This is a genomic window from Chordicoccus furentiruminis, assembly GCF_019355395.1.
Taxonomy (GTDB): Bacteria; Bacillota; Clostridia; order Lachnospirales; family Lachnospiraceae; genus Chordicoccus; species Chordicoccus furentiruminis.
Genome location: NZ_CP048829.1, coordinates 2350373 through 2376198 on the forward strand (window position 1 = coordinate 2350373; position 25826 = coordinate 2376198).

The following is a 25826-nucleotide window of genomic DNA, read 5'->3' on the forward strand; positions in this document are numbered from 1 at the left end:
TGCGGCCGCCGGAGACCGCGCAGCCGCCCGGGCTGTTCATTGGTCTCATGTGCCATCCGGCACATGGCCAGTCTAGAGGTAAAATGTTACAAAATTGTGAACGGGGGGGTAAAACACAAATCAGCAATCTGCACAAATGTTCTGAATACAGCACACGGCAAGGGGGAATCGAAGTGACAGAAGCGACGGTGAAACTGAGAAAGCATGAGGGACGGCTGCTCAAATCGGGCGGCGCCTGGATTTTTGACAACGAGATCGCGGAGGTCAGCGGCACGTTCGCGAACGGCGACCTGGTGAGAGTGGAGGACTTTGACGGCTATCCGCTGGGCACAGGCTTTATCAACATGCACTCCCGGATCCGGGTGCGTATGCTGACGAGAGATCCGGAGGCGGTGATCGACCGCGCCTTTTTCAGGGAAAGGCTGGCGAGAGCCTGGGCTTATCGGAAGAAAACCGTCGATACGTCGAGCTGCCGGCTGGTCTTCGGAGAGGCTGATGATCTGCCGGGTATCACGATCGACAAATATGAGGACGTGCTGGTCGTCGAGTCCCTCGCGCTGGGCATCGACCGCTGGAAGGATATGATCGCGGAGCTGGCGAAGGAGGTGCTGGCGGAGGACGGGATCACCGTCCGGGGCATTTATGAGCGCAGCGACTCGAAGGAGCGGCTGAAGGAGGGCATGGAGCGTAAGAAGGGCTTTATCGGCGAGCCCTTTGATACGACGGTGCGGATCACGGAGAACGGCGTCCGCTATCTGGTGGACGTGAAGGACGGGCAGAAAACCGGGTTCTTTCTCGATCAGAAATACAATCGGCTGGCGATCCAGCGTCTCGCAAAGGGCGGAGACGTGCTGGACTGCTTCACGCATACCGGCTCCTTCGCGCTGAACGCGGCGTTGGGCGGCGCCGCCCATGTGACCGGCGTGGACGCCTCGGAAGAGGCGGTCGGGATGGCAAGGAAAAATGCCGGACTGAACGGATTCACGAATGTGGAGTTTATGACCGCGGATGTGCTTGATCTTCTGCCGAAGCTGCGCGCGGAAGGGAAAACGTATGATCTGGTGATCCTGGATCCGCCCGCCTTCGCGAAATCAAAGGCGAACGTCCGCAATGCGACGCGCGGCTACACCGCGATCAACCGGGACGGCATGCGGCTCGTCCGGGAGGGCGGTTTTCTCGCGACCTGCTCCTGCTCGCATTTTATGACGCGGGAGCTTTTTGAGAAGATGCTCCGCGAGGCGGCCCGGGAGGCTCATGTACGGATCCGTCAGGTTGAGGAGCGGGCCCAGTCACCGGATCATCCGGTCCTCTGGACGGCGGAAGAGTCCTATTACCTGAAGTTCTACATCCTGCAGGTCATCGGGAGTATGTGAACAGAATCGACCGACAAATAAAGATTTATAATGGGGCTGTCGCGCTAAGAACGGCGTGACAGCCTTCTATATGAAACAGGGCTGCCATATCCTTTATGGTGCGACAGCCCTTGTCTTCTGAAAAAATGCCTGTTCTATGTCAGTTCGCATCAAATTCATCCGGCATGATGTATTTGTCGGAGCTCGACGCCATCGCGCCGTCTTTGCGGACAGTGCAGTACAGCTTATTGCTGCCGTTCCTGACGGTGACGTAGCAGTAGCCGCTGTCGTCGAATTTGTCCGTGATGTCGAGCTTCTGGTTTCTGTACATCAGGTACATGCGGCCGTCGATGATCTCCGCACTGGCGGTGTCCTCGATGCTCTCCTGGATCTCCTCGGCGGTCAGCGGGCGCTCGTTGCCGTTCTCATCATAGGCGACACCGCCGCCCTCCTGGATGACACTTCCGCTTGAATCCTGCAACTTGTACGAACCTTCGGATTCGTCGACGTTAAGAGTCGCACTGGTCATTTCACCGTTAAACCAGACCTGAACGATGCGCTGAATGCCGCCGACATCGGCCGCGTAGGCAGCGGTTGCGCCCGCCATGACAGCCATCGCCACGCATGCTGCCGTCACGAAGCGGCGAGGCCGGAAGGCGTGAGAGGGCTTCTTTTCTTCATTCAAATTCACCTGAAAACCGTCAGATGTATGCAGCGCTGAAAACGCTCTTTTGTATCTTTCCTGTTCTGTCATGACGTCTCATCCTCCTTTAAGCATATTTTTTAACATCTTCCGCCCGCGCAGCAGACGGTTCTTGACAGCACTTTCTGATATTTTGAGCAGCGAGGCGATGTCCGATACGGATTCGTCCTCATAATAGAAGAGGTGCAGGACGACTCTGTATTTCTCGGGCAGTGCGAGGACCGCCTGGACCAGGTCTCTGTCCTCGGGTTTCGCAAAGGCCGTCTGCTCGAGGAACTCGTCCGTCCCGGAACGGTTCCGGTGCCAGAACGAACGCACTACGTTCTTCGCCTGGTTGATGGCGGTGCGGAGGAGCCAGGCCTTGATATGCTCCTCGCTCTCAAAATCCCAGTCCGACCGCATGTACCGGATGAATGTTTCCTGGACGACGTCCTCGGCGTCCTGCTGGTTCCGGCAGACGCTGAAGGCCGCCCGGAATAGGTTCTCCTGATACATCCTCACCAGGTCTTCCACAGGTTGTCTCATGTCACTGGCAAACTCCTTTCTGAAAGGATCCTTCACCATAAATACACCTGAGGGGCGTTTCAGGTCTCATGAATTTCAAAAAAATAGCCGGGGGATTGAAAAGATTTCGGGCAGGCAGATCCTGTCATTTTTTCAAGCCTCTTAAATGAGTGCGGAATCAAGAACAGGTTGAGAAATTGCCGGGCCGCCGGTACAATAACGGAGCAGGACCTGTAATCAAGTGGCAGAACCGGTCCGGGCAGGTTCTGTACGAGACATATCGGGAAGAGTTTGCGCCCCACCATGCGATGAGGAGGGATGACGATGTTCCGCAAGATGAGAAGATTCAAGCAGCAGATGACCGACGAGGCGTGTAAAGACGTTCTGAGAGATGAGAAGAGAGGCGTCCTCTCGGTGATCGGGGACGACGGATATCCGTACGGGATACCGATCGACTACTGGTACTGCGATGAGGACGGGAAGATTTATTTCCACGGAGCGAAGGAAGGGCATAAGATCGACGCGGTCCGGTCCTGCGACAAGGTCTCCTTCACCGTGATCGATGAGGGAGTCCGTGAGGGTGAGGACTGGCCGCTGCATTTTCAAAGCGTGATTGTATTCGGAAGGATCCGCGAAGTGGAGGATTACGACAAGGCGATGGTGATCTGCCGGAATCTCCTCCTGAAATTCACGGACGACGAGGCAGAGATTGAGCATGAAATCGAGAAGTCAGGCCCGCACGTGCTCTGCCTCGAACTTACGCCTGAGCATATGACCGGGAAGCGGGTCAAGGAGTCGTGAGCTTTTTATATTCCTCCGGCGATGTCACGATTTGTCCTTCCAGTGCAGATGGTGCAGCGCGCCGTTCAGCGTAAGACCCTGGAATCCATTCTGACGAAGGGCTTCGTAGAGCACGATCGCGGCTGAATTGCACAAATTCAGCGAGCGCGTGTCGCCGTACATCGGAATCCGGATGCAGTCGTTCTCGTGGTCGACGAGGATCTCTTCCGGGATGCCGCGGCTCTCTGGACCGAACATCAGGAAATCGTCCGGCCCGTAATGGACGTCCGTGTAGAGCTGGTGTGCCTTCGTCGTCGCCATCCAGATTTTCGCGCCGGCGTTTATGCGGAGAAAATCGTCATAGCAGTCGTAGACATGCAGGTCGAGCTTCGGCCAGTAGTCAAGTCCTGCCCGCTGGATTTCCTTCTGGCTTAAGAGGAAGCCGAGCGGGCGGATCAGATGAAGCGCAGCGCCTGCTGCCACGCACGTGCGGCCGATGTTGCCGGTATTGTAGGGAATTTCCGGTTCGTAGAGGACGATGTTCATTATTTCCTCCCGAAAAATGCAATCCGATGAAGCGTCTCACGGTCAACGGCAAAGGGGGCAGCGGCCAGCTTTGCGGGATTTCCGGCGAGTACGTCGACGGCGTGCTCAAGCTCTTCATCCGGAAGCGGGTCCGGGCCGCAGACGGTGCGATAGAAGCTCTGCCAGTCGTCGAGCGACCTGAACCCGGCGAGAGTGAGCAGTTCGTCCCGGAGACCTGCGGATGCTTCACGAAGGTACCCTGCCTCGAAATAGCCGCATGCGCGGCCGTGGGCCATGTGGATCCGGTACGTGATTGGGTAGGAAAATCCGTGCGGAAGGGACGTACCGGTCTGGGCAATCGCCATGCCGGCCATCGCGGAAGCTCTCATAAGTCCGGACCAGGAAGCCAGTTCATGGTCGCCGCTCTCAAGGAACGCGCGGTTATTGGCCCACTCACGAAGGCCCGCGTCCACGAACATCCGGCTGAGCGGCGTTGATTTTGCGTTGACCGCGCTCTCGAAGAGATGCGCGATCGCGTCGACGGCTGTATTTCTTATAAGAGAGAGCGGAGCCGATTCCAGGTACCGGCCGTCGATCAGAGCAAGAGCCGGGAAGATACGGTGGGAGATCGACTGCTTCGTCTCTTTGTCATGGCGCGTGAGCACGGCGACCGGCGTCACTTCTGAACCGGTCCCGCAGGTCGTCGGGACAGCCGCGACCGGAAGCGCGTCGGACGGGCTTTCCGAATCGTAGAGGGCTGCGCCGTCTTCTTCCGGGTGGCGCATGAGGAGCGCGATCGCCTTCGCGGCGTCCATCGCGGAGCCGCCGCCGATTCCGATGACGAAGTCGGCGCCGTCGGCAAGTCCCTTTTCCCGCGCGCTAAGAATGGTCTCGACGGACGGGTTTTCCTCGATTTCATTGAAGAGTGTCCAGGAGATCCGGTGCTGACTGAGCGCATCTGTGACATCGTCCAGTGCCCCGCACGCCTTTGCAGAGTGGCGGCCGGTGACGAGAAGGGCCTTTGTGCCGAGGCGCGCAAGGTCTGCGGCATGCATTTTCACACATTGATCTTCATCCCATACACTGACAGGCATTTCAAGATGCATCTTTATCCTTCCTTTCCGGATTCGGTCCTTTTTTTACGCCGGATCGCGAGCAGCTCGTCGAGAAGCGCCTGTGCGGCGTCGTATTTGCTCATGAGCGGAAGCGCCCGTTCGTCCTCTGCACTGATCAGCGTGAGTACGTTCGTGCCGACTTCAAAGCCGGCGCCTTCTTCCTTCAGATTGTTGGCGGCGATCAGATCGACATGCTTCTTCGCGAGCTTTTTACGCGAATTTTCGATCATGTCGCGCGTCTCCATCGAGAAGCCGCAGAGCACCTGGCCGGGGCGGCGGTGGCTGCCGAGCCAGGCGAGGATATCGGTCGTCTCCTCGAGTGGAAGAGATGGGTGCGTGTCGCCGGATGTTTTCTTGATCTTGTCGCCGGAGACGCGCGCCGGGCGAAAATCCGCGACGGCTGCGGCCTTTATGACGAAATCCATGTCAGGCGCAAGATCGCGGACTGCGCAGAACATGTCTTCAGCGGAGACGATATCATAAGTCCGGACATAACCGGGTTTCGGAAGATGCACCGGGCCGGACACGAGCGTCACCTCGGCGCCGCGCGCGGCGGCCGCTTTCGCAATCGCATAGCCCATCCGGCCACTCGAGTGATTTGTGAGGAAGCGGACCGGGTCGATGGCCTCCTGCGTGGGTCCTGCCGTTACGAGGACGCGGAGTCCCACCATGTCCTTTTCGTGCGAGACCGCATGGTCCACTGCCTCGAGGAGAACGGACGGATCGACAAGCTTTCCGGACCCGACCGCGCCGCAGGCGAGGCGGCCGCTTGCGGGACCGATGATCTCCCAGTCGTACGTGCGGAGAAGGTCGAGATTGTGCTGCGTCACCGGGTTTTCGTACATATTTGTGTTCATCGCCGGCGCGATGAGTTTCGGCGCCTTCGACGCGAGGACGGTTGTCGTCAGCATGTCATCCGCGAGACCGTTCGCAAATTTTGCGATCACGTTGGCTGTCGCCGGCGCGATGATGACCACGTCCGCCTTCTCCGCAAGCGAGATGTGCTCGATTTCCCAGGCGTGCTGGCGGTCGAATGTGTCCGTCACAGTCCGGTTGTGCGTCAGCGCGTCGAATGTCAGCGGCTGTACGAACTGTGTCGCGTTTGCCGTCATGATGACGTTCACGTCGGCGTGCTGTCTGACAAGCGCGGAGGCAAGTTCGCAGGCTTTGTACGCGGCGATGCCGCCGGTCACGCCGAGAAGCACGTGTTTTCCTTTCAGCATAGAATTCTCCCAAATGTTCTGATCGTGTTCTGCCGAATCTTTCCTTTTGAATCGCGGCCGGGAAGCACCCTCCGGGCTGCCGGCCTTCAGGAAATGCATTTTTTATAAAACGCTCTTTCATGACGGTTGCAAATCGTCACCGGCTGCGTCATAATGAGCCTGCGCTATATCCGGATTGTCCGGAACAGCAGCAGAAGCATTTCTTACGAAATCACATCCTTATTCTACTATCACGCCCGTACTTCTTCAAGGCGGCGCGCTCAGGCGACGGTGATCCGGCGGACACCGATCGGGACAGAGAGCACGCGGCGGATATACGGACGCATTCGGTGTGGCTCCGCGACTTCTGCGCTGAAAATGCATCTGATTTCACCAGAAGAAAGGAGTCCATGATGACAGATTCTGGCACACAGACAATTCCAAGAGTCAATCACGCAAATGTAAGGTCAAAGACGATCACGATGGTTCAGACTGCGCTTCTCGTCGCCGTCACGCTCGTGATGGGGACGACGCCGCTTGGCACGATCCGTACGCCTTTCTTAAGCGCGTCGATCGTGACCGTTCCGGTTGCGATCGCCGCGATGACGGTCGGGTGGCAGGCATCGGCGATCTGCGGCGCGGTATTCGGCATCACGAGTTTTATCAACGCGGTGAACGGGACGAGTGGTCTTCTGACGACGCTCTTTACGGTGAACCCGTTCGGCGTCTTCGTGACGGCGGTCGTCGCCCGTGTGCTGATGGGAATTCTGGACGGCTTTTTTTTCCAGGGACTCTCCAAAGTCCAGGCGGCGCGCCCGGTCCGTTTCTATCTGACGGCCCTTGCGGCGCCGCTTCTCAACACGCTTTTCTTCATGGGATCGCTCGTTTTATTCTTCTATCACGCTGATTACATTCAGAACCTTGCGGCCGGACTTGGTGCTGTGAATCCGATCAGTTTCATCGTCGCGCTGGTCGGGGTGCAGGGCGTGATTGAAGCTGTTGTCGGCTGTCTGCTCGCAGGCAGCGTGGGGATGGGACTCTCCCGTGCGCTCAGGATCAGCCGGTGAAATGGATGAAAAGAGAGGCAATGGGATGAACGTGCTGGCAGCGGACATCGGCAATTCGAATATTGTAGCCGGATTCTTTGACGGGGACCGACTCGTGACGTCCGTCCGGATGCCGACGCAGCGGAAGTGGACGGCGCAGTCGATGCTGCGGGAGATGACCGAGGCGATGGCCCGCAAAGGTCTTGATCCGGACCATCTTAAAGGCGCGGGATCTGTCTTCTCATCCGTTGTGCCGGAGCTCGATGGAATGCTCACAGAGGCGCTCGCGCGAGGGACCGGGCACGTGCCGCTCAGGGCTCAGGCCTCTCTTGATGCCGGCTTTTCGACGGGACGGTACGACGTGTCTCTTCTTGGGACGGACCGGATCGTCGACATGGCGGCCGCGATGGCCTTCTACGGATCCCCGATCATGGTCTGCGACCTGGGAACGGCGACGACGGTCTCTGTTGTCGACCGGAAGAGACGCTTCGTCGGCGGGATGATCGCCGCCGGTGTGCAGCTCGGTCTCGACGCGCTGGCGGAGCGGACCGCACAGCTTCCACAGCTTGAAGCGGAGGGGACGGACGTGCTGCTCGGAGAGGACACGATCGCATGTATGCGAAGCGGATCGGCAGCGGCGTGCGGGATTATGCTGGACGGAGCGGTGGAGCGCGCTGCGGAGGAGCTTCACGAGCCGGATCTTCGTCTTGTCGTGACCGGGGGACTTGGGAGACTCGTCCTGCCCTGGATACGGAGGCCGGTGACCTATGACCCGGACCTGCTCTTAAAGGGACTCCTCATCTTGTATCGGAACAATGCGCCGGACGGGAAAGTGAAGGCCTGACGGGAGAAAAACGGGAAGTGCATTTTCCGCATCGGGAAGCGTTCGCAGGCGGACCGGCTGGTCGGAATGAGAATTGCATGGAAAAATGCACTTGACAGACGCCTTGTGCAGTCTACATAATTATCGGAAACAGAAAATTGAGCCGCCGGGAGGATCCGGCGGGGAGAAGGCGGCGAGGGGGCTGCGCGTTTTTTGCGTACCCTTTTGCCGCCTTCACTGCGCATATACTGCGAGCTGCGCGCATTCGTGCCTGCTATGGCAGGCACTCATCGCGGCTCACGCCGCATACTCCGTAAAAATGATGGCCTCTTTTGTGCAAGCACAGACGTCCCTCATTTTTACGGAGTGCGTGGCTCGCAGCTTACGCGCACAATGACAGATGAACCAGCGTCGGCGCCGTCTTCCGATGGATGCGGACAGTATGGTTCGCGAATGGCTTAAAGGAGGAACGCCTATGAATACAACGGCTCAAGGCCTTTACGATGCGAGAGCGGAGCACGACGCCTGCGGCATCGGTACGGTCGTCAACATCGACGGCCGTGCGGATTACCGGACGCTCGATGACGCGCTTTCCATCGTGGAGAAGCTGGAGCACCGTGCAGGTAAGGATGCGACCGGCAAGGTCGGCGACGGTGTCGGAATTCTGACGCAGATCCCGCATGATTTCTTTGTCCATGCGGCTGCGTCCTGCGGCATCACGCTCGGAGGACCCCGTGAATACGGTGTCGGCATGTTCTTCCTGCCGACGGACAAGCTGAAGAGGACATTCTCCATGAGGATGTTCGAGGTCATCGCGAAGAAGAACGGACTGCCTTTCCTCGGATGGAGAAAAGTGCCGGTCCATCCGGAAATCCTCGGAGAGATGGCACGGAACTGCATGCCGGAGATCATGCAGTGCTTCGTGGGGATGCCCGACCACTGCGAGAAGGGGATTGCATTTGACAGAAGACTTTATGTCTGCCGCCGTGAGTTCGAGCAGAGCTCTGAGGATACGTATATCTGTTCCTTCTCGTCGAGAACAATTGTCTACAAGGGTATGTTCCTCGTGAAGCAGCTGCGCGCGTTCTACGAGGACCTGCAGAGCCATGAATATAAGACGGCGATCGCAATGGTTCATTCCCGCTTCTCGACGAATACGACGCCGAGCTGGGAGCGGGCGCATCCGTACCGCATGATCGCGCACAACGGAGAGATCAACACGATCCGCGGCAACATCGACCGTATGCGTGCCCGTGAGGAGACGATGTCCTCACCGATCCTTGAGAATGATGTCGACAAGGTCTTCCCGGTGATCCCGAAGTACGCCTCGGACTCCGCGATGCTCGACAATACGCTTGAATTCTTCTATCTGAACGGCATGGATCTGCCGCTCGCGGTTATGATGCTGATTCCGGAGCCTTGGAAGCACAATCAGTTCATGAGCGAGGAGCGGAAGGACTTCTACCATTACTATGCGACGATGATGGAACCGTGGGACGGTCCTGCCGCGATCCTGTTCACCGACGGCGACCTGGTCGGGGCGACGCTTGACCGCAACGGACTCCGCCCGTCCCGCTACTACATCACGGATGACAACCGGCTGATCCTCGCATCCGAGGTCGGTGTGCTGGACATCGATCCGAAGCATGTCGTGAAGAAATCCCGCCTGACACCGGGCCGGATCCTTCTCGTGGACACGAAAAAGAAGCGGATCATCTCCGACGACGAGTGCAAGGATTATTATGCGAACCGCGCGCCGTACGGTGAGTGGCTCGACCAGAACCTGATGCATCTGGCAGGCCTTCCGATCCCGAACAAGAGCGTGCCGAAGTTCACGCAGGACATGCGCGACCGGATGTACAAGGTCTTCGGCTATACATATGAGGAAGTCGAGGACGCGATCCTTCCGATGGCGATGAACGGCGTCGAGCCGACCGCTTCGATGGGGCACGATGTGCCGCTGGCCGTGCTCTCCGAGAAGCATCAGCCGCTGTTTGACTACTTCAAGCAGCTCTTTGCGCAGGTGACGAACCCGCCGATCGACTCTCTCCGTGAGAAAGTCGTGACGGACACGACCGTCTACATCGGCTCCGACGGCAACTTGCTCGAGGAGAAGGGCGAGAACTGCCGTGTGCTCGAGGTCAACAACCCGATCCTGACCGGCGTCGACATGCTGAAGATCAAGGCTTTGAGTGAGCCGGGACTTCGCACTAAGGTGATCCCGATCCTCTATTACAAGCATACTTCGATTGAAAAGGCACTTGATGCGCTGAACATCTCGGTGGACCGCGCGTATGCGAACGGCTACAACATCATCGTGCTCAGCGACCGCGGCGTCGATGAGAACCACGTTGCGATCCCGTCACTTCTGGCGGTCTCTTCGGTTGAGCAGCATCTGGTCCGCACGAAGAAGAGAACGGCTGTCTCTCTGATTCTTGAGTCGGCGGAGCCGCGGGACGTCCATCAGATGGCCTGCCTGCTCGGTTTCGGCGCGCGTGCCATCAATCCGTACCTGGCCCACGAGTGCATCGCTGAGATGATCGGCCTCGGCCTCATCGACAAGGATGAGCACACCGCAATCGATGACTACAACAAGGCACTCTTAAACGGCATCGTGAAGATCGCGGCGAAGATGGGCATCAGTACGCTGCAGTCGTATCAGTCTGCGAAGATCTTCGAGGCGATCGGCCTTTCGAAGGAAGTCACGGACCGGTACTTCACGGGCGTGGTCAGCCGCGTCGGCGGCATCGGGCTCGATGAGATCAATGAGGCTGTGACGTACCGCCACGACCATGCATTTGACCCGCTGGGACTCGGAGTCGACACGACGCTCGACAGCATCGGGTTCCACAAGCTGAGAAGCGGCGCGGACAAGGAGGACCATCTCTACAATCCGCAGACGATCATCGCGCTCCAGCAGGCGACACAGCACGGCGACTACAAGCGCTTCAAGGAATATACGTCGATCATCGACAATGACCGGCCGCACACGTTACGCGGACTTATGCAGTTCGTGCCGGCAGGAGATCCGGTTCCGATCGAAGAGGTCGAGCCGGCTTCGGAAATCGTGAAACGTTTCAAGACCGGCGCGATGTCCTTCGGCTCGCTTTCAAAGGAAGCGCATGAGACGATTGCGATCGCGATGAATACGATCGGCGGCAAGTCCAACACCGGCGAGGGCGGCGAGGATCCGGCCCGTTACGGGACGATCAAAAACAGTGCGATCAAACAGGTCGCATCCGGCCGTTTCGGTGTGACGAGTGCATACCTCAACAGTGCGAAGGAGATTCAGATCAAGATGGCTCAGGGCGCGAAGCCCGGCGAGGGCGGTAATCTGCCCGGCAAGAAGGTCTATCCGTGGGTCGCGAAAACACGTTATTCCACACCGGGCGTCTCACTGATTTCGCCGCCGCCTCACCATGATATCTATTCCATCGAGGACCTGGCGCAGCTGATCTACGACCTGAAGAACGCGAACCGGAAGGCGGCGATCAACGTGAAGCTCGTCTCGGAGGCGGGCGTCGGCACGATTGCCTGCGGCGTCGCCAAGGCGGGCGCTCAGGTCATCCTGATCTCCGGCTATGACGGCGGAACAGGAGCGGCGCCGGCCAGCTCGATCCACAACGCGGGTCTTCCGTGGGAGCTCGGTATCGCGGAGGCTCATCAGGCCTTGATCGAGAACGGTCTGCGCGGACGGGTTCGTCTTGAGACGGACGGCAAGCTCATGAGCGGTCGTGATGTGGTGATTGCCGCGCTCCTCGGCGCGGAGGAATATGCATTTGCGACGGCGCCGCTTGTCTGCATGGGTTGCATGATGATGCGTGTCTGCAGCAAGGATACGTGTCCGGTTGGCATCACGACACAGAACGCGGAGCTTCGGAGGCGTTTCCGCGGAAAGCCTGAATATGTCATCAACTTCATGATGTTCATCGCCGAGGAGATGCGCGAGATCATGGCGCGTCTCGGATTCCGCACCGTGGATGAGATGATCGGCCGTTCCGACTGCCTGAAGGTGAAGGATCATCAGATCACAAAAAGGGCTGAGATGGTCAACCTCTCCTCGATCCTCGCGCCGCAGTACGTGCATGCTCCGGTGCGTCACTTCGAGCCGTCCCAGGTCTACGACTTCCATCTGGAGAAGACGGTGGACGAATCCGTCCTTCTTCCGGCATTCCGTGATGCGTTCGCATCCGGCACACCGAAGGAGGTCTCCATCAAGATCTCCAGCACGAACCGGACCGTCGGGACGATCCTCGGATCCGAGATTACAGAACGGTTCGGTGAATCCCTTCAGGACGACACCTATGTTGTCCGCTGTGAGGGGGGCGGCGGCCAGTCATTCGGCGCTTTCATCCCGAAGGGTCTCACGCTGCGTCTCACGGGTGATGCGAACGACGGGTTCGGAAAAGGCCTCTCAGGCGGTCATCTGATCGTCGTCCCTCCAGCGTCCTCGCCGTTTGAGGCATCGGAAAATATCATCGTCGGAAACGTGGCGCTTTACGGTGCGACGTCCGGCAAGGCGTATGTCTGCGGTGTGGCCGGCGAGCGGTTCTGCGTCCGGAATTCAGGCGCAACGGCTGTGGCAGAAGGCTGCGGCGATCATGGCCTTGAATATATGACGGGCGGGCGCGCGGTAATCCTCGGTATGACGGGCAAGAACTTTGCTGCCGGCATGAGCGGCGGTATTGCGTATGTCTTTGACAGCGATCACAGTCTGTACCGCCGTCTTAACAAGGACATGGTGACGATGAACGCTGTGACCGAGAAGTACGACATCGAGGAGCTTCTGTCGATTCTCAGGGATTATGAGAGCGAGACCGGGTCGAAGCGGGCTGCGGAGATCCTGGCCGATTTCGGCACGTATCTTCCGTTCTTCAAGAAAATCGTTCCGAACGACTACCAGAGGATGCTGACCGTGATCAGCCGCTTCGAGGAGCAGGGCATTTCTCATGAAAATGCAGAACTCGAAGCCTTTGAGGAACTGAACCGATAAAAGAAGGCGGCCCGGTGCCGCCGGGAAAGCCGACAGCCGGGCCGTGAAGGAGGCGCAAGCGATGGGAAAACCGACCGGATTCCTTGAATATAAACGAGTCGAAGATACGACGATCCCGCCGGAGGAGCGGGTGAAGGGGTATGAGGAATTTCATACTCCGCTTGAGATAAGGGAGAGGAGGCAGCAGGCAGCCCGCTGCATGAACTGCGGCGTTCCGTTCTGCCAGTCTGCCCTGAAACTGAGCGGGATGGTGACGGGCTGTCCGCTTCATAATCTGATTCCGGAATGGAACGATGAGATCTATCACGGGCATTTCAGATATGCCCTTTCAAGACTTCTGAAGACCAGCTCGTTCCCGGAGTTCACGGGGCGCGTCTGCCCGGCTCTCTGTGAGAAGGCCTGCATCAACGGAATGGACGGCGAGCCGGTGACGATCCACAATAATGAGCTGTTTCTGATCGAAACCGGATTCGCAAAAGGTTATGTCAAGCCATGCCCGCCTGCTGTTCGCAGTGGCAAGCGCGTGGCTGTGGTCGGCAGCGGACCTTCCGGACTTGCTGTGGCGGACAGGCTGAACCGCCGTGGGCATTCTGTCACGGTCTTCGAGCGGGAGGACCGGATCGGCGGCCTTCTGATGTACGGGATCCCGAATATGAAACTTGACAAGAAAGTTGTCGACCGCCGCAGGAAACTGATGGAGGATGAGGGCGTTGTCTTCCGGACCGGCGTGAACGTGGACCAGAAGATGGCCGCCGAACTTACCCGGGACTATGACGCTGTGATCTTATGCTGCGGCGCGAAGAAGGCAAGACCGCTCGCGGTAGAAGGCTTTGCGGAGACCGAGGGCGTGTATTTCGCCGTCGATTTTCTGAAGTCCACGACGCAGAGTCTTCTGGATCATGATCTGAAGGCCGGCACGTTTATCAGCGCGAAAGGGAAAGACGTGGTGATCGTCGGCGGCGGCGACACGGGCAACGACTGTGTTGGAACCTGCCTCCGCCACGGCTGCCGCTCTGTGACGCAGCTCGAGATGATGCCGGAGCCGCCGGAAGAGAGACTGCCGTCCAACCCCTGGCCGGAGTGGCCGAAGGTCAAGAAGACCGATTACGGCCAGCAGGAGGCAATCGACCGGTTCGGACATGATCCGCGGATCTATGAGACTACGGTGAAGGAACTGATCACGAAGAACGGCAAGCTGACCGGCGTGAAGACGGTCGGCGTGAAGTTCGAGAACCGGAAGCTCGTGGAGGTTCCGGGAACCGAACGGACGCTGAAGTGCCAGCTGCTGCTGGTGGCGGCCGGCTTCGTGGGCTGCGAGGATGCTGCTGCGGATGCCTTCGGCGTGAAGCGGACGGCACGGGGCGTGGTCGAGACGGCGCCCGACGCCTATCGGACCAGCGCGGACAAGGTGTTCACCGCGGGCGATATGCACCGCGGCCAGTCGCTGGTCGTCTGGGCCATCACGGAGGGCCGCGCCTGCGCGAAGGAAGTGGATACCTTCCTGATGGGCTACTCCAATCTCGAATAAGACGGCGGCGCGCCGCTGCGGTCTGTGTCCCCCCGGCCCGGAAGCTTCGGCTTCCGGGCCGGGGTTTTTCCTGCGCGCACACGGCCTGTCGGACACGCCGGCGTGCATCCGGGAGGAAGCGGACGCGGTCTGCATTTTCCTCCCTGAAATCGGGGAGATAGCCGTTACGCGGCGCCGGTTTTCTGCTATACTGATGCAAAACGGGAGAAGGAGAAGGGTGATGACGTTTCGTGCGTATATTATCATCGCGAGCGACAGCAGCTATCAGGGAACCCGCGCCGACGGGAGCGGGCCGGAGGCCGAGCGGCTGCTGACAGAGGCGGGATACGAGGTGACCGGGCGGATCGTCCTGCCGGATGACCGGAGGATGCTGGCCGACAAGATGAAGCAGGTCGCCGATGAAGGACTGGCCGATCTGATCGTGACGTCGGGCGGAACCGGCTTCTCACCGAGGGACGTGACGCCGGAGGCGACGGAGGATGTTATGGAGCGGGCCGTTCCGGGGATTCCCGAGGCGATCCGGGCCGACAGTATGCGGTACACGCCGCGGGCGATGCTGAGCCGGGGGACGGCCGGCATCCGGAAGCGGACCCTGATCGTGAATCTTCCGGGGAGCCCGAAGGCGGTCCGGGAGACGCTGACTTTTCTTCTGGAACCGCTGGGTCACGGACTGGCGATTCTGACAGGTCTGACCTCCGACTGCGCGCGGAAGGAGAACAGCGATGGAACATGAGAGAGGGCGGATTGCCGCCATCAATATCAGCCGGGAGCGGGGAACGCAGAAAAGAAGCGTTCCCGAGGCCCGTCTTCGGGCGGACTGGGGGATCGAGGGTGACGCGCACGCGGGACACTGGCACAGGCAGGTGTCACTGCTGGGCTATGACGCGTTCCATGCCTTCGAGGAGAAGGGCGCGCCGATCCATTTCGGCTCTTTCGGCGAAAATCTGCTGGTGACCGGTTTCGATTTCAAGTCGCTGCCGGTGGGAACCAGGCTCCGCTCGGGTGAGGTGCTGCTGGAAATCACGCAGATCGGAAAGCAGTGCCACAGCGGCTGCGAGATTTTTCATTTGATGGGCGACTGCATTATGCCCCGGGAGGGTGTTTTCGCGCGGGTGCTGCACGGAGGCGTCCTGAAGGAGGGCGACTGGCTCGAGCGGGTGGATGAAACGCCGGACGGGGAGCCGGCGTGAAGGACGGCCCTGTTACGAGGCGGCGGTGAAACGGCCGGGTATCTCGGTTCGTGAACCGCTCCGGTGACGGGTCGGTGCAAAATGGGATTCAGATGCGGCGGAAGCTGGGGAGTGAACGCCGTACCGAGGAAGGAACGGGCGGCCGCATGCGGAAACGGGCGGCCGCAGGGAATCTGATAAGGGGCGGAAGTCTGCAAAATGAGGCTGGGGAGAAGAAACAGGCCGGCTGCGCCGGACAGAACGGAAGGCGGAGCGCGTCCGTCCGGCGTGCTTTCGCCGGATGCGGGGATCAAGGGAGAGAACAGAAGGAGCAGCGGAGGAGAGTCCGGAGCGGAAGCGGCGTGGACGGACGGGACGGACGACGGCATACGGGCTTCCGTCGACGGGAAGGAATCGGAAAAGGCCGGCGCACAGGTTCCGAGGAATGGAACGGACGTGTCGGATGGCGGTGCGCAGGTGTCGGAGAACGCACGGATGCCGGGAGCCGGACCGGTGGAGCTTCCGGAGGTGCCTGTCTCCAAACGGATCGTCTACCGCTCAAGCCGGGATTACCGGCGGGATACACAGCGGAGAAGCACGGCGTCGGGATGGAGCGTTGCGCTTGCCGGCGTTTCGGCATTCCTCGCGACGGCGGGCGAGTGGATGAAGGTGCATTTTCCGAAGCTTACATGGAAGGAATTTCTGCATGTGCTGGAGTATCCCTTTGAGAACCGGGCACAGGACCTGCCCCGTTTCCTTACCCTCTGCGTCCTTCCCGCCGCACTGGCGATGCTGGTCTGCGGCGTTCTGGGCGGTCACTTCAGGGACCGTCCCCATTTTGTGGCGGTTATGCGGGTACTGGCGCTTCTGCTTCTCGCACTGAGCCTGTTTCTCGTGTACCGGTTCGTCTCGTACTATCAGTTCATGGGTCAGAACCGTCCTTTTGTGAATCTGTTTCCGTGGTAAGAAAGCGGAAGGCGGATGAACGGGGAGACAGACCGGATGAGCGGCAAAGGAGAGGGAAGGTTTTGGCGGAAGAAAGAGAGCAGGCGGCACGGGACAGCAGAGAACGGAAGGACCGGGCCGCTGCGGTCTGGTGCGTATTCTGGTTTGCGGCGGGGTCCGCGATCCCGTTCACGACGGACCGGGACGCTTCCGGGGTGCTGGCCGTTTTTACGGTCAGCGCGGCGTTTTACGGGCTGCTCGCGGCGACCTGGCTCCGCTCCCGGCCGTCTTTCCGGATTTCGGCCGAAAACCGCCTGAGGAAGGGGGAACGGTTCATTCGGCGGATCGACGCGCTGACGGACCGGCGGTATCTGATTTCAGTCTGGATTTCTTTCCTTGTTCTCTGGCTGCCGGTATATCTCGCGCTGTATCCCGGTACCTTCGGCTATGACGCGCCTTATCAGCTGGGCATGTATACGGGGAGCAGCGCATGGTCGGCCCAGCATCCGATCCTTCATACCCTGATGCTCGGTTTTCTGGTGGAGGATGTGGGAAGACTTCATCTCGGATCGAGCATCCGCGGCCTGGCGCTCTACTCGGCGGTGCAGGCTGCGGTGACAGCTTATGCCATTGCCCGATCCTTCCTTTTCATGAGGAAAACCGGCGTACCGCGCCCGGTCCGTCTGGGCGGCTGGATCTGGCTGGCCTTCAATCCGTTTATGCAGGTTCTTGTCTTTGCGTCCACAAAAGACATTCTTTTCGGCTCGTTTCTGCTTCTCTTTGCGACGGATTTTGCGGAGGCACACCGGGCGGAGCATCCGTCCCGGGGGAGGTGTCTGCGGGCGCTTGCGTCCGGCACCCTGATGTGTCTGTTCCGGAATCAGGGCGTCTATATGCTGCTGGCGGCGCTTCTTCTGATGCTGCTGGTCTTCCGGCGGCGGATCCTCCGGAGAGGGCGTCTGAGACTGGCCGGGCTTCTTCTTGCGGCGGCCTTGCTGGCAGAGGCGTCCTCCGCGGCGATGGCGGCGGCCGTACACGCGGAGAAGGGCAATCTCCGGGAAATGCTGTCCGTCCCGATGCAGCAGCTCGCCTGTGCGGCTTATCAGCAGACGGAAGGAAAGTCCCGGGCTCTCACAGGCAGGGAGCTGAAGGCCATCGAAAAGCTGATTCCGGAAGAAGGCATCCGCCGGTATACGCCGTCCATCGCGGACCCGGTGAAGGAGACGTTCCGGACAGAGGTGTTCCTGGCGGATCCGGGACGCTTTATCCGCCTGTACTTCAGAATCGGCTTCCGCTGTCCCGGACTGTATGCCCGCGCATTCTGGGCGATGGCGGCGCCGTTCTGGGACATGTCACAGAACACCTTCCGCTATCTCAGCATGCAGGCGACTCCGGATCCGGTGACGACATGGCGTGATCTGGGCGCGCACAGCCGTTTTCCTCTGCTGCGGGATTTCCTGTACGGAGCCGTTGTCACGGACGACACCGCGCGTCTGCCCGTGATCGGACTGCTGTACGAGCCGGGGCTCGTTCTGACGCTGCTGCTGGCGGCCTTCGGAGTCAGCCTGATCCGGAGGAAGGAGCGGCCGGCGCTTATGCTTCTTCTCTATATTCTCTACGCGGCGACGATGCTGCTGGGTCCGGTGGCGCTTCTGCGGTATCTCTGGCCGGTCATGCTGGCCGCGCCGCTGATCGCCGGGAGCCAGAGCGGCACCTTTTCAGAAGGAGAGGCGGATCACTCAAAGCATTTCTGAATATCCTTATCCGTGCCGACGACGAACATCACGTCGCCGCTTGTGAAGTAGTAGTCGTTGCCGACGGAAATCTCCATGCTGTCTCCGCTCTTGACAGCCATGATGTTGACGTGGTAGCGCTTGCGGACGTTGAGCTCGCCGATCGTGTGGCTGACCCACGCGTCCGGAACCTGAATCTCAAAGATCGCGAAGTTGTCGTCCAGCTTCAGGTAATCGAAGATGTGGTCGGACCCGACGCGGACGGCTGTCCATGAGGCCATCTGCTTCTCCGGGAAAACGACCTCGTCCGCGCCGTTCCGCAGAAGCAGCTGCTCCTGAAGATTCTTCGACGCACGCGAGACCACGCGGGCCGCGCCCATATCCTTCAGAAGCGACGTGATCTCGATCGAGGAGAGCACGTCGTCACCGACGGCGACGACGCAGGCGTCGAAGTTGCGGATTCCCAGCGTTTTAAGAAAACCGGTGTCGGTCGCGTCTCCGACAATGGCGTTCGTCACGAACGGGGCGGTCGCGGCCACCCGTTCCTCGCTCCGGTCCACGGCCATCACCTGGGCGTCCATATCATTCAGCTTCTTTGCGATTCTCTGGCCGAAACGGCCGCAGCCGATCAACAGTATATTCTTCATAATCAATTCCTCCTGAAAATGCATTCCGCATCGATTCAGCGGACGGCTTAGCCGACGGTAATGTGCTCCCGCACGTAGCGGGAGGAAATGTGCTGCATATGCGGGAACGCAGCGAAAATCAGCGTCAGCCCCCCCACCCGGCCGGCGTACATGAGGGCGATCAGGATCAGCCTGGACAGCGTGTGAAGCCGAGGCGTGATCCCGAGCGTCAGCCCGACGGTGCCGATGGCGGAAGCGGTCTCGAAGAGGCAGGGAAGCAGAGGCAGCGACTCCGCGCGGCTGATGATGAATCCGCCGAACAGAAACAGCGTCACATAGAGAAACAGGATGGAGACGGCCTGCCGGAGCACGCTGTCGTCAATTCTTCTGCCGAAGCACCGCGTCTCGCGGTCCTGACGCAGCGTCGCGGCGACCGTGAGCAGCACGACCGCGAAGGTGCTCACCTTCATCCCGCCGGCCGTCGAACCCGGTGCGCCGCCGATCAGCATCAGCATGATCGTGATGAAAACGCCCGTATCCGAAAGCTTTGTGAGATCCGTCGTGTTGAAGCCGGCGGTACGGGGCGTCACGGACTGGAAGAGGGCGGCGGCAAGGCGGCTCTTCGCCGGGAGATAGGCATATTCCCCGAAGTAGAAATAGACGGCTGGCAGCAGGATCAGCAAAGCCGTCGCGGTCAGTACGACCTTGGTCTGCATCCGGTACTGGTGAAAACGGAACCCGTGGTTCAGAATATCGTTCCACGTGAGAAATCCGAGTCCGCCGGTGACGATCAGCCCCATTATCGTGATGTTGACAAGCGGGTTCGCCGCATACCCCGTGAGGGAGCAGTAAGGCGTCCGGATGCCGAGCAGATCGAAGCCGGCGTTGCAGAACGCGGATATGGAATGAAATACAGAGAACCAGATGCCGTGAAGGATACCGTAGTCCCGGATGAAGACCGGCATCAGAGCCAGCGCGCCTGCCGTTTCCGCGGAGATGACGAATTTCAGAATGAAGCGGGCGAGCCGGACGATCCCGCCGACCTGCGGAGCGGACAGCGCGTCCTGCATGGTGCTCCGCTGCATGAGGGAGATCTTCCGGTGGGTGAGCATCGCAAGAACCGACGCGACGAGCACCACGCCCATGCCGCCGATCTGAATCAGAAGGAGGATGATCAGCTGGCCGAAGAAGCTCCAGGCGGTCGCCGTGTTGCGGACAACGAGACCGGTCACGCAGACGGCCGAGGTGGAGGTGAAAAGGGCGGTCATCGGGCCGGCCGGCCGTCCGTCACGGGAGGCGGCGGGCAGCATCAGCAGCAGGGCGCCCGTGAGGATCAGGCCGAGAAAGCCGAATACGATGATCTGAAAACTGTTCAGCTTGATACGCTTCTTTTTCATGATTTTCGACACTCCGCACGGTAGGCGCGGATACACTCCGTTTCTTGTCTGATCATCCTATGATTGTCGCACAGTCTGTGTTAAGGCGGTATAAAGATCGGCCGGAACGTATAAACATCATGTAAATGCAGCCGTCACTGCCGCAGCATCTGATAGCCGACGCCTACATGCGTCTCGATATACTTCGCGCCGCCGGCGTGATTCTCGATCTTTTTCCGGAGAGATGCCATAAAGACGCGGAGAGAGGCCATGTTATTCTCCCAGCCGCTTCCCCAGACGGCTCGCGTGATGGTCCGGTAGGTCATGACCTTGCCGACGTTCTTCGATAGAACGGTCAGAAGACGGTATTCGTTGGGCGTCAGATGAATTTCCTCCCCGTTCATCCGGACGACGCCGGCCGCGTAGTCGATTTCAAGCGCGCCGTTCGTGAAGACGGATTCCGAGCTTGGGGTCTGCCCGGCGAGAAAATTCAGCCTTCTCTGCGTCACACGGATCCGGGCAAGAAGCTCCTGTACGGAAAAGGGCTTGGTCAGATAATCATCCGCGCCGGCGTCGAGCGCCTCTACCTTGTCCGCATCCTCCGTCCGGGCGCTGATGACGATAATCGGCACGTTCGACCACGTCCGGATCTTCCGGATCACATCGATCCCGTCCATATTGGGAAGCCCGAGGTCCAGCAGAATAATATCCGGGTTCTGGGTAGCCGCCTCCATTACGGCTTCTTCTCCGTCGTCCGCCGTCAGGTAGCGGTATCCGCTGGCCTTCAGCGTGGTGGTGATCAGGTTACGGACCGGCCGGTCGTCCTCGACAGCCAGTATTTTGATCTCATTCATGATGTCGTTTCTTCCTGTGTTTATTCTTTATATACTGGTCCGGTTTCTTTCTGCATCGGCGTTTTTCACGGGCTCCGCAGAGGGAGAAAGGCTTCGACCCTTCTACTATCATGCCTTCGCCGCACTCCGGAGTCAACGGGGAAAGACCTTGTACCGCCATGTCTTAATACGATTTTTATATCGCGGTCCGTATCTTTATGCGTGCTTAACACGTTCTGTGCGAGAATAGAAACAGAAAAAGAAAGGAACGGACTGATACGGGGTGAGTGAAATGATGCTGAATATGATCCTGATACTGAGCTTTACGGGAATCATGGTTCTGATGTTTGCCGTGATCCGTCGCGGGGAGAAATTGTTTGAGGATATACGCCGCGGCGCGTCTGCGCCTGCAGCCCCGGAAGCGGCCGGAAAAAGCACGATCGCGGAGATCCGGGAGGAACGGCGGAGAATCCGGGAGAAAAGAAGGCTCGAGCGCTCGCTCCGGCTGCATCACTGGAAAGAGCGGACTCTTGACAAATTTCACGAATCCGATACGTTTATATCGCATCACCATGACCATATTCTGATCGGGACGGCTTCGCCGTCGCGGATCCTGCTTGGAAGCAAAAACGAACAGCACGCATGAGCAAAGAACATATTCTCGCCTGCCTGTCGTCCTCGCCGTCCAATGAGACGCTGCTGAAGACGGCGGCGGAGCTGGCCCGCGTCTCGGAGGGGACGCTGACCGCTCTGTATGTGGAGGCACCGTCAAAGTCCGGCAAAAAAGGAAGCGAGGCGCTCGACCGGCATATCCGGCTGGCCGAATCGCTGGGCGCGAACATCGAACGTGACTTCGGGACGGACATACCCGGCACCATTGCCCGGTATGCCCGTCAGAATGCTGTCACAAAGATTGTGATCGGACAGAGCGCGCCCCCGCGTTTCCGGTGGATCCGGACCCGCAGCATTACGGACCGCATTCTGGAGGAGAAGCTGCCTGCCTCCCTGGTGGTTGTACCGGCAAAGGGCAGCGCGGCCCGGTATCACATGAATCTGAACCGCCGTCCGGAGGAACCGCTTCACGCAGGACTGCGGGACTATATCCAGATTATCGTGACGCTGGCCGGCGCGACCCTTCTGGGCCGGGGGTTCCAGCGTCTCGGTGTGCATGTCTCCAATATCGCCACGCTGTACATCCTCGCGGTTCTGATCATTTCGATCCTGACCTCCCGCCGCCTGCTGGGCATTCTTTCATCGCTGCTCAGCATTATCATCTTCAATTTCTTCTTTATCAAACCGTTTCTTTCCTTCCAGTTCTATTCGCCCAGCTATCTTGTGACGTTCGGCGTCATGCTGATCGCGGCGGTCATCTCAGGGCAGCTGGCCGCCAGACTCAAGAACTACGCGGAGCATGCCGAGCGGAGCGCTTACAGGATGAGTATCCTGCTCGATACCAGCCAGAGTCTGCAGAAGACGCAGGGAGAGAAGAATATTCTGAATACCGCCGGAAGGCAGATCGTCCGGCTGGTCGGACGGAGTATTCTGGTCTGTCCTCCGGAGAAAGGTGGTCCCGGACGGCCTTACCTGCTGGACGAGGACGAGGTGCGGCCGGTCGGATCGCTGGAGGGAGTGGATGGCGAGGCGGTCCGGTGGTGCTGGATGAACGGAAATCAGACCGGCGCCGGATCGGATCAGTACCCGGGCGCCCGGTACTGCTATCTTCCTGTGGCAACCAGAGGCAATCGGTTCGGCGTGATCGGTCTTCCGTCCAGGGAGACGTATATCAGTCCGTACGCCCGCAGCATCTGTCAGTCCATACTGAGCGAATGCGCGCTTGCGGCGGAGAACGAGAAGAACGCCCGCGAGAAGGAGGAGACGAAACTGATCGCGAAGAACGCCGAGCTGAGAGCGGATCTGCTCCGCTCGCTGTCCCACGACCTCCGCACGCCGCTGACCTCGATCTACGGAAACGCCGATAATCTGCTGGTGAACGGCCCCTCGCTGAGCGGCGGGGAGAAGCAGCGGATCTATCAGGACATTTACGATGACGCGGAATGGCTCACCAATATGGTGGAGAATCTTCTGGCCGTGACGCGTCTTGTGAACGGAACGGTTCATGTGGCGAAGAACGTGGAGGTAGTGGATGACGTGATTGACGAGGCGGTCCGCCATGTCGACCGGGAGATTTCGGAGCATCGCCTCGAGGTCCTCCACGGCGATGACATTCTCCTTGCCCGTATGGATGCGCGGCTGATATCACAGGTGATCATCAATCTGATCAACAACGCGGTCAAATATACGCCGAAGGGATCCGTCATCCGGGTGAGCGCCCGCAGAAAGGGCGCTCAGGTCGAGGTGGAGGTCGCGGACAACGGGCCGGGGCTTTCGGACGACGTGAAGAGCCACGCCTTTGAGATGTTTTATACCGGATCACGCAAGGTGGCGGACAGCAAACGCTCGCTGGGACTGGGACTCGCGCTGTGCCGGTCGATCATCGGCGAGCACGGGGGCACGATCCGCGCCGCGAACCGTCCGGAGGGAGGCGCGGTATTTACCTTCACGCTGCCGGCGGTGGATGTGCCGTCGGATGTGACGGACGGAGAGTGAGATGCCGGCGCCCTCCTGAGCACGGATCCGGCCGGCTTTTGCTGCCGGACAGCCTGAAAACAGCCGGGATCAGATCGGAACGCGGCCGTTCGGTTTGCCGTATCACAGATATGACAAATCGAACGGCCGATTTTTGTGTATTATTTCAGAACATGAATGGCGGAATCTGATTGACTATGACCGTTAATGACTGTATACTAATCACAGACAAAAATAAACGACAACAACGGTCACAATCAGCCATAATCGTCCATTTGCGTTGAACGGCTGGCGCATCGTGAGAGGAGGAGCGGATATGCTGGCGGAGGAACGATGGCAGGCCATTCTCGATCTGCTTGAGAGAGAGAAGAGCGTGACGGTGACGGAGCTGACGGAGCGGCTCCATACGTCGGAGTCCACCATCCGGAGGGACCTCACGCAGCTGGCCGGGATGCGGAAACTGAACAAGGTACACGGCGGCGCGACGCTGATCACCACGCGGTATGTGCTTCTGGATCAGACGATGAAGGAAAAGCAGAGCCTGCACGCCCCGGAGAAGCAGCGGATCGGCGCGTACGCGGCCGCTCTGATCCGGGACGACGATTTTGTCTATATCGACGCCGGTTCCACGACAGCCCGCCTCGTGGAGGCAGTGGAGTCCAGCGCCGCGGTCTTCGTCACCAACTCGATCGCGCATGCCCGCCGGCTTCTGGCGAAAGGATGCAGGGTACTGCTGCCGGGCGGAACCCTGAAGGCGACAACGGAGGTGCTTGTCGGGGCCGAGACGGTGGAGGCCCTCCGGCGTTACCATTTCACCATCGGCTTCTGGGGAGCCAACGGCGTATCCGACCGGAACGGCTTCACCACGCCGGAGACGGAGGAGGCGATGGTGAAGCAGGTATCGATGGAACAGACAGAACGAAAATATGTGATCGCCGACGGAAGCAAGTTCTCACAGGTCTCTCCGGTGACCTTCGCGCCCTTCCGTTCCGCGCAGATCATCACGGACCGGCTGACAGATCCGGCGTACGCCCGGTACAGAAACATCACGGAGGTGGAGAAATGATTTACACGGTAACCTTTAACCCGTCCCTCGACTACATCGTGCGGGTGGAGCATTTCCGCACGGGATGCATCAACCGGCCTTACTATGAAAACGTGCTGCCGGGCGGAAAGGGCATCAACGTCTCGATCGTGCTGAAAAACCTGGGGCATGACAGCACGGCGCTTGGCTTTATGGCCGGCTTCACCGGAAGAGAGATCGAGCGGAGGCTGAAGAGCAGCGGCATCGGGACGGATTTCATTGAGGTCGCAGGGGGCATGACCCGGATCAACCTCAAGATGAAGTCGGACGAGGAGACGGAGATCAACGGCCAGGGTCCGGCGATTTCCGGCGAAGATGTCGAAAAGCTCTATGCCCGGCTGGACCGCCTCACGGCCGAGGATCTGCTGGTGATCTCGGGATCGGTTCCCGGCACGCTGCCCGGCGACATGTATGAGCGGATCATGAGCCGTCTCGAAGGCCGCGGAATCCGGATCGTGGTCGACGCGGAGAAGGACCTGCTGGTCAATGTGCTGCGCTACCACCCGTTCCTGATCAAGCCGAACAATCATGAGCTGAGCGAGATTTTCGGCGCGGAGCTTACGCGGCGGGAAGAGGTGGTTCCGTACGCGAGAAAAATGCAGGAGAGAGGTGCGCGGAATGTGCTGGTCTCCATGGCTGGCGAGGGCGCGGTCCTCGTTCAGGAGGACGGCGGCGTGCGGATGAGCCCGGCTCCGAAGGGGAAGGTCGTCAATTCGGTGGGAGCGGGCGATTCGATGGTCGCCGGGTTTCTGACCGGATACATGGAAAGCGGCCATGATTATGACAAGGCGTTCAGGATGGGACTGTGCACGGGCTCGGCTTCGGCCTTCTCTCCGGATCTCGCCACGAGGGCGGAGGCAGAGGCGCTGATGGCGTCACTGGAACACTGAAGGAGGAATCGGA

The 25826-nt window shown here is 59.5% G+C and carries 22 protein-coding genes; 14 read left to right on the forward strand and 8 right to left on the reverse strand.

Annotated features, from left to right (window positions below):
• Positions 1 to 173: 173 nt before the first annotated feature.
• The gene (locus G4C92_RS10640) at positions 174 to 1373 is read left to right on the forward strand and encodes a class I SAM-dependent rRNA methyltransferase (RefSeq protein ID WP_274939819.1); all 1200 of its coding nucleotides are present in this window, start codon (positions 174 to 176) and stop codon (positions 1371 to 1373) included.
• A 139-nt stretch (positions 1374 to 1512) separates the two neighbouring features.
• Here the strand turns inward: G4C92_RS10640 and G4C92_RS10645 are convergent, their stop codons facing one another.
• Both G4C92_RS10645 and G4C92_RS10650 read right to left on the reverse strand, forming a co-directional pair.
• On the reverse strand, positions 1513 to 2106 hold the full coding sequence (locus tag G4C92_RS10645; RefSeq protein ID WP_274939820.1) for a hypothetical protein: 594 nt from the start codon (positions 2104 to 2106) through the stop codon (positions 1513 to 1515).
• Between the two features lie 6 nt (positions 2107 to 2112).
• Positions 2113 to 2580: a sigma-70 family RNA polymerase sigma factor gene (locus tag G4C92_RS10650; RefSeq protein ID WP_274939821.1), complete on the reverse strand. Its 468-nt coding sequence runs from the start codon at positions 2578 to 2580 to the stop codon at positions 2113 to 2115.
• 303 nt (positions 2581 to 2883) lie between these two features.
• Here G4C92_RS10650 and G4C92_RS10655 point away from each other — a divergent pair, with 303 nt between their 5' ends.
• Positions 2884 to 3360, forward strand: a complete 477-nt coding sequence (locus G4C92_RS10655; protein ID WP_274939822.1) for a pyridoxamine 5'-phosphate oxidase family protein — start codon at positions 2884 to 2886, stop codon at positions 3358 to 3360.
• Positions 3361 to 3384: 24 nt separating this feature from the next.
• Here G4C92_RS10655 and G4C92_RS10660 read toward each other — a convergent pair whose 3' ends face one another.
• From G4C92_RS10660 to coaBC, 3 genes are read right to left on the reverse strand one after another with little or no spacing between them, the layout of a single operon-like run.
• The gene (locus G4C92_RS10660) at positions 3385 to 3888 is read right to left on the reverse strand and encodes a tRNA (cytidine(34)-2'-O)-methyltransferase (protein ID WP_334299946.1); all 504 of its coding nucleotides are present in this window, start codon (positions 3886 to 3888) and stop codon (positions 3385 to 3387) included.
• Positions 3885 to 4970: an iron-containing alcohol dehydrogenase family protein gene (locus G4C92_RS10665; RefSeq protein WP_274939824.1), complete on the reverse strand. Its 1086-nt coding sequence runs from the start codon at positions 4968 to 4970 to the stop codon at positions 3885 to 3887. Before G4C92_RS10665 ends, G4C92_RS10660 begins: the two co-directional genes overlap by 4 nt.
• A gap of 2 nt (positions 4971 to 4972) precedes the next feature.
• A complete protein-coding gene (gene coaBC, locus G4C92_RS10670) occupies positions 4973 to 6202 on the reverse strand; it encodes a bifunctional phosphopantothenoylcysteine decarboxylase/phosphopantothenate--cysteine ligase CoaBC (RefSeq protein WP_274939825.1) in 1230 nt (409 codons plus the stop codon).
• 389 nt (positions 6203 to 6591) lie between these two features.
• Between coaBC and G4C92_RS10675 the strand changes: the two genes are divergently transcribed.
• From G4C92_RS10675 to G4C92_RS10710, 8 genes are all read left to right on the forward strand, one after another.
• On the forward strand, positions 6592 to 7248 hold the full coding sequence (locus tag G4C92_RS10675) for an ECF transporter S component (protein ID WP_274939826.1): 657 nt from the start codon (positions 6592 to 6594) through the stop codon (positions 7246 to 7248).
• 1 nt (position 7249) lies between these two features.
• Complete coding sequence (locus tag G4C92_RS10680) at positions 7250 to 8071, forward strand: type III pantothenate kinase (protein WP_274939827.1); 822 nt, start codon at positions 7250 to 7252, stop codon at positions 8069 to 8071.
• Positions 8072 to 8525: 454 nt separating this feature from the next.
• Positions 8526 to 13043 carry a glutamate synthase large subunit gene (gene gltB / locus G4C92_RS10685; protein ID WP_274939828.1) on the forward strand — a complete coding sequence of 1506 codons (4518 nt, stop codon included), beginning with the start codon at positions 8526 to 8528 and terminating at the stop codon, positions 13041 to 13043.
• A 61-nt stretch (positions 13044 to 13104) separates the two neighbouring features.
• Positions 13105 to 14571, forward strand: a complete 1467-nt coding sequence (locus G4C92_RS10690) for a glutamate synthase subunit beta (RefSeq protein ID WP_274939829.1) — start codon at positions 13105 to 13107, stop codon at positions 14569 to 14571.
• 220 nt (positions 14572 to 14791) lie between these two features.
• Positions 14792 to 15304, forward strand: a complete 513-nt coding sequence (locus G4C92_RS10695; protein WP_274939830.1) for a MogA/MoaB family molybdenum cofactor biosynthesis protein — start codon at positions 14792 to 14794, stop codon at positions 15302 to 15304.
• Positions 15294 to 15761, forward strand: coding sequence for an MOSC domain-containing protein (locus G4C92_RS10700; protein ID WP_274939831.1), 468 nt, complete (start codon positions 15294 to 15296; stop codon positions 15759 to 15761). Before G4C92_RS10695 ends, G4C92_RS10700 begins: the two co-directional genes overlap by 11 nt.
• 198 nt (positions 15762 to 15959) lie before the next feature.
• On the forward strand, positions 15960 to 16706 hold the full coding sequence (locus G4C92_RS10705) for a hypothetical protein (protein WP_274939832.1): 747 nt from the start codon (positions 15960 to 15962) through the stop codon (positions 16704 to 16706).
• Positions 16707 to 16768: 62 nt separating this feature from the next.
• Positions 16769 to 18439 (forward strand): DUF6020 family protein, encoded by a 1671-nt coding sequence (locus tag G4C92_RS10710; protein WP_274939833.1) that lies wholly within the window; start codon positions 16769 to 16771, stop codon positions 18437 to 18439.
• Here G4C92_RS10710 and G4C92_RS10715 read toward each other — a convergent pair.
• The 3 genes from G4C92_RS10715 to G4C92_RS10725 all read right to left on the reverse strand — a co-directional run bounded on the left by G4C92_RS10715 (position 18421) and on the right by G4C92_RS10725 (position 21274).
• Positions 18421 to 19065: a potassium channel family protein gene (locus G4C92_RS10715; RefSeq protein ID WP_274939834.1), complete on the reverse strand. Its 645-nt coding sequence runs from the start codon at positions 19063 to 19065 to the stop codon at positions 18421 to 18423. The two genes, G4C92_RS10710 and G4C92_RS10715, sit on opposite strands and share 19 nt — an antisense overlap.
• Positions 19066 to 19112: 47 nt before the next feature.
• Positions 19113 to 20441: a TrkH family potassium uptake protein gene (locus G4C92_RS10720; RefSeq protein WP_274939835.1), complete on the reverse strand. Its 1329-nt coding sequence runs from the start codon at positions 20439 to 20441 to the stop codon at positions 19113 to 19115.
• A 134-nt stretch (positions 20442 to 20575) separates the two neighbouring features.
• Complete coding sequence (locus tag G4C92_RS10725) at positions 20576 to 21274, reverse strand: response regulator (protein ID WP_274939836.1); 699 nt, start codon at positions 21272 to 21274, stop codon at positions 20576 to 20578.
• 274 nt (positions 21275 to 21548) lie between these two features.
• On the opposite strand from G4C92_RS10725, the gene G4C92_RS10730 reads away from it, so the two are divergent.
• The 4 genes from G4C92_RS10730 to pfkB all read left to right on the forward strand — a co-directional run bounded on the left by G4C92_RS10730 (position 21549) and on the right by pfkB (position 25813).
• A complete protein-coding gene (locus G4C92_RS10730; protein ID WP_274939837.1) occupies positions 21549 to 21899 on the forward strand; it encodes a hypothetical protein in 351 nt (116 codons plus the stop codon).
• On the forward strand, positions 21896 to 23860 hold the full coding sequence (locus tag G4C92_RS10735) for a DUF4118 domain-containing protein (protein WP_274939838.1): 1965 nt from the start codon (positions 21896 to 21898) through the stop codon (positions 23858 to 23860). The genes G4C92_RS10730 and G4C92_RS10735 overlap by 4 nt, the downstream gene beginning before the upstream one ends.
• Positions 23861 to 24155: 295 nt before the next feature.
• Entirely contained in the window at positions 24156 to 24905 is a 750-nt protein-coding gene (locus tag G4C92_RS10740; RefSeq protein WP_274939839.1) for a DeoR/GlpR family DNA-binding transcription regulator, read from the forward strand.
• Complete coding sequence (gene pfkB, locus G4C92_RS10745) at positions 24902 to 25813, forward strand: 1-phosphofructokinase (RefSeq protein WP_274939840.1); 912 nt, start codon at positions 24902 to 24904, stop codon at positions 25811 to 25813. The genes G4C92_RS10740 and pfkB overlap by 4 nt, the downstream gene beginning before the upstream one ends.
• Positions 25814 to 25826 lie beyond the last annotated feature (13 nt).

Coding starts and splice junctions, on each gene's coding strand:
- G4C92_RS10645 (WP_274939820.1), bottom strand. CDS start 2,106: ATGACAGAACAGGAAAGATACAAAAGAGCGTTTTCAGCGCTGCATACA.
- G4C92_RS10650 (WP_274939821.1), bottom strand. CDS start 2,580: ATGAGACAACCTGTGGAAGACCTGGTGAGGATGTATCAGGAGAACCTA.
- G4C92_RS10655 (WP_274939822.1), top strand. CDS start 2,884: ATGTTCCGCAAGATGAGAAGATTCAAGCAGCAGATGACCGACGAGGCG.
- G4C92_RS10665 (WP_274939824.1), bottom strand. CDS start 4,970: ATGCATCTTGAAATGCCTGTCAGTGTATGGGATGAAGATCAATGTGTG.
- coaBC (WP_274939825.1), bottom strand. CDS start 6,202: ATGCTGAAAGGAAAACACGTGCTTCTCGGCGTGACCGGCGGCATCGCC.
- G4C92_RS10675 (WP_274939826.1), top strand. CDS start 6,592: ATGATGACAGATTCTGGCACACAGACAATTCCAAGAGTCAATCACGCA.
- G4C92_RS10680 (WP_274939827.1), top strand. CDS start 7,250: ATGGATGAAAAGAGAGGCAATGGGATGAACGTGCTGGCAGCGGACATC.
- gltB (WP_274939828.1), top strand. CDS start 8,526: ATGAATACAACGGCTCAAGGCCTTTACGATGCGAGAGCGGAGCACGAC.
- G4C92_RS10690 (WP_274939829.1), top strand. CDS start 13,105: ATGGGAAAACCGACCGGATTCCTTGAATATAAACGAGTCGAAGATACG.
- G4C92_RS10695 (WP_274939830.1), top strand. CDS start 14,792: ATGACGTTTCGTGCGTATATTATCATCGCGAGCGACAGCAGCTATCAG.
- G4C92_RS10700 (WP_274939831.1), top strand. CDS start 15,294: ATGGAACATGAGAGAGGGCGGATTGCCGCCATCAATATCAGCCGGGAG.
- G4C92_RS10705 (WP_274939832.1), top strand. CDS start 15,960: ATGAGGCTGGGGAGAAGAAACAGGCCGGCTGCGCCGGACAGAACGGAA.
- G4C92_RS10715 (WP_274939834.1), bottom strand. CDS start 19,065: ATGAAGAATATACTGTTGATCGGCTGCGGCCGTTTCGGCCAGAGAATC.
- G4C92_RS10720 (WP_274939835.1), bottom strand. CDS start 20,441: ATGAAAAAGAAGCGTATCAAGCTGAACAGTTTTCAGATCATCGTATTC.
- G4C92_RS10725 (WP_274939836.1), bottom strand. CDS start 21,274: ATGAATGAGATCAAAATACTGGCTGTCGAGGACGACCGGCCGGTCCGT.
- G4C92_RS10730 (WP_274939837.1), top strand. CDS start 21,549: ATGCTGAATATGATCCTGATACTGAGCTTTACGGGAATCATGGTTCTG.
- G4C92_RS10735 (WP_274939838.1), top strand. CDS start 21,896: ATGAGCAAAGAACATATTCTCGCCTGCCTGTCGTCCTCGCCGTCCAAT.
- G4C92_RS10740 (WP_274939839.1), top strand. CDS start 24,156: ATGCTGGCGGAGGAACGATGGCAGGCCATTCTCGATCTGCTTGAGAGA.
- pfkB (WP_274939840.1), top strand. CDS start 24,902: ATGATTTACACGGTAACCTTTAACCCGTCCCTCGACTACATCGTGCGG.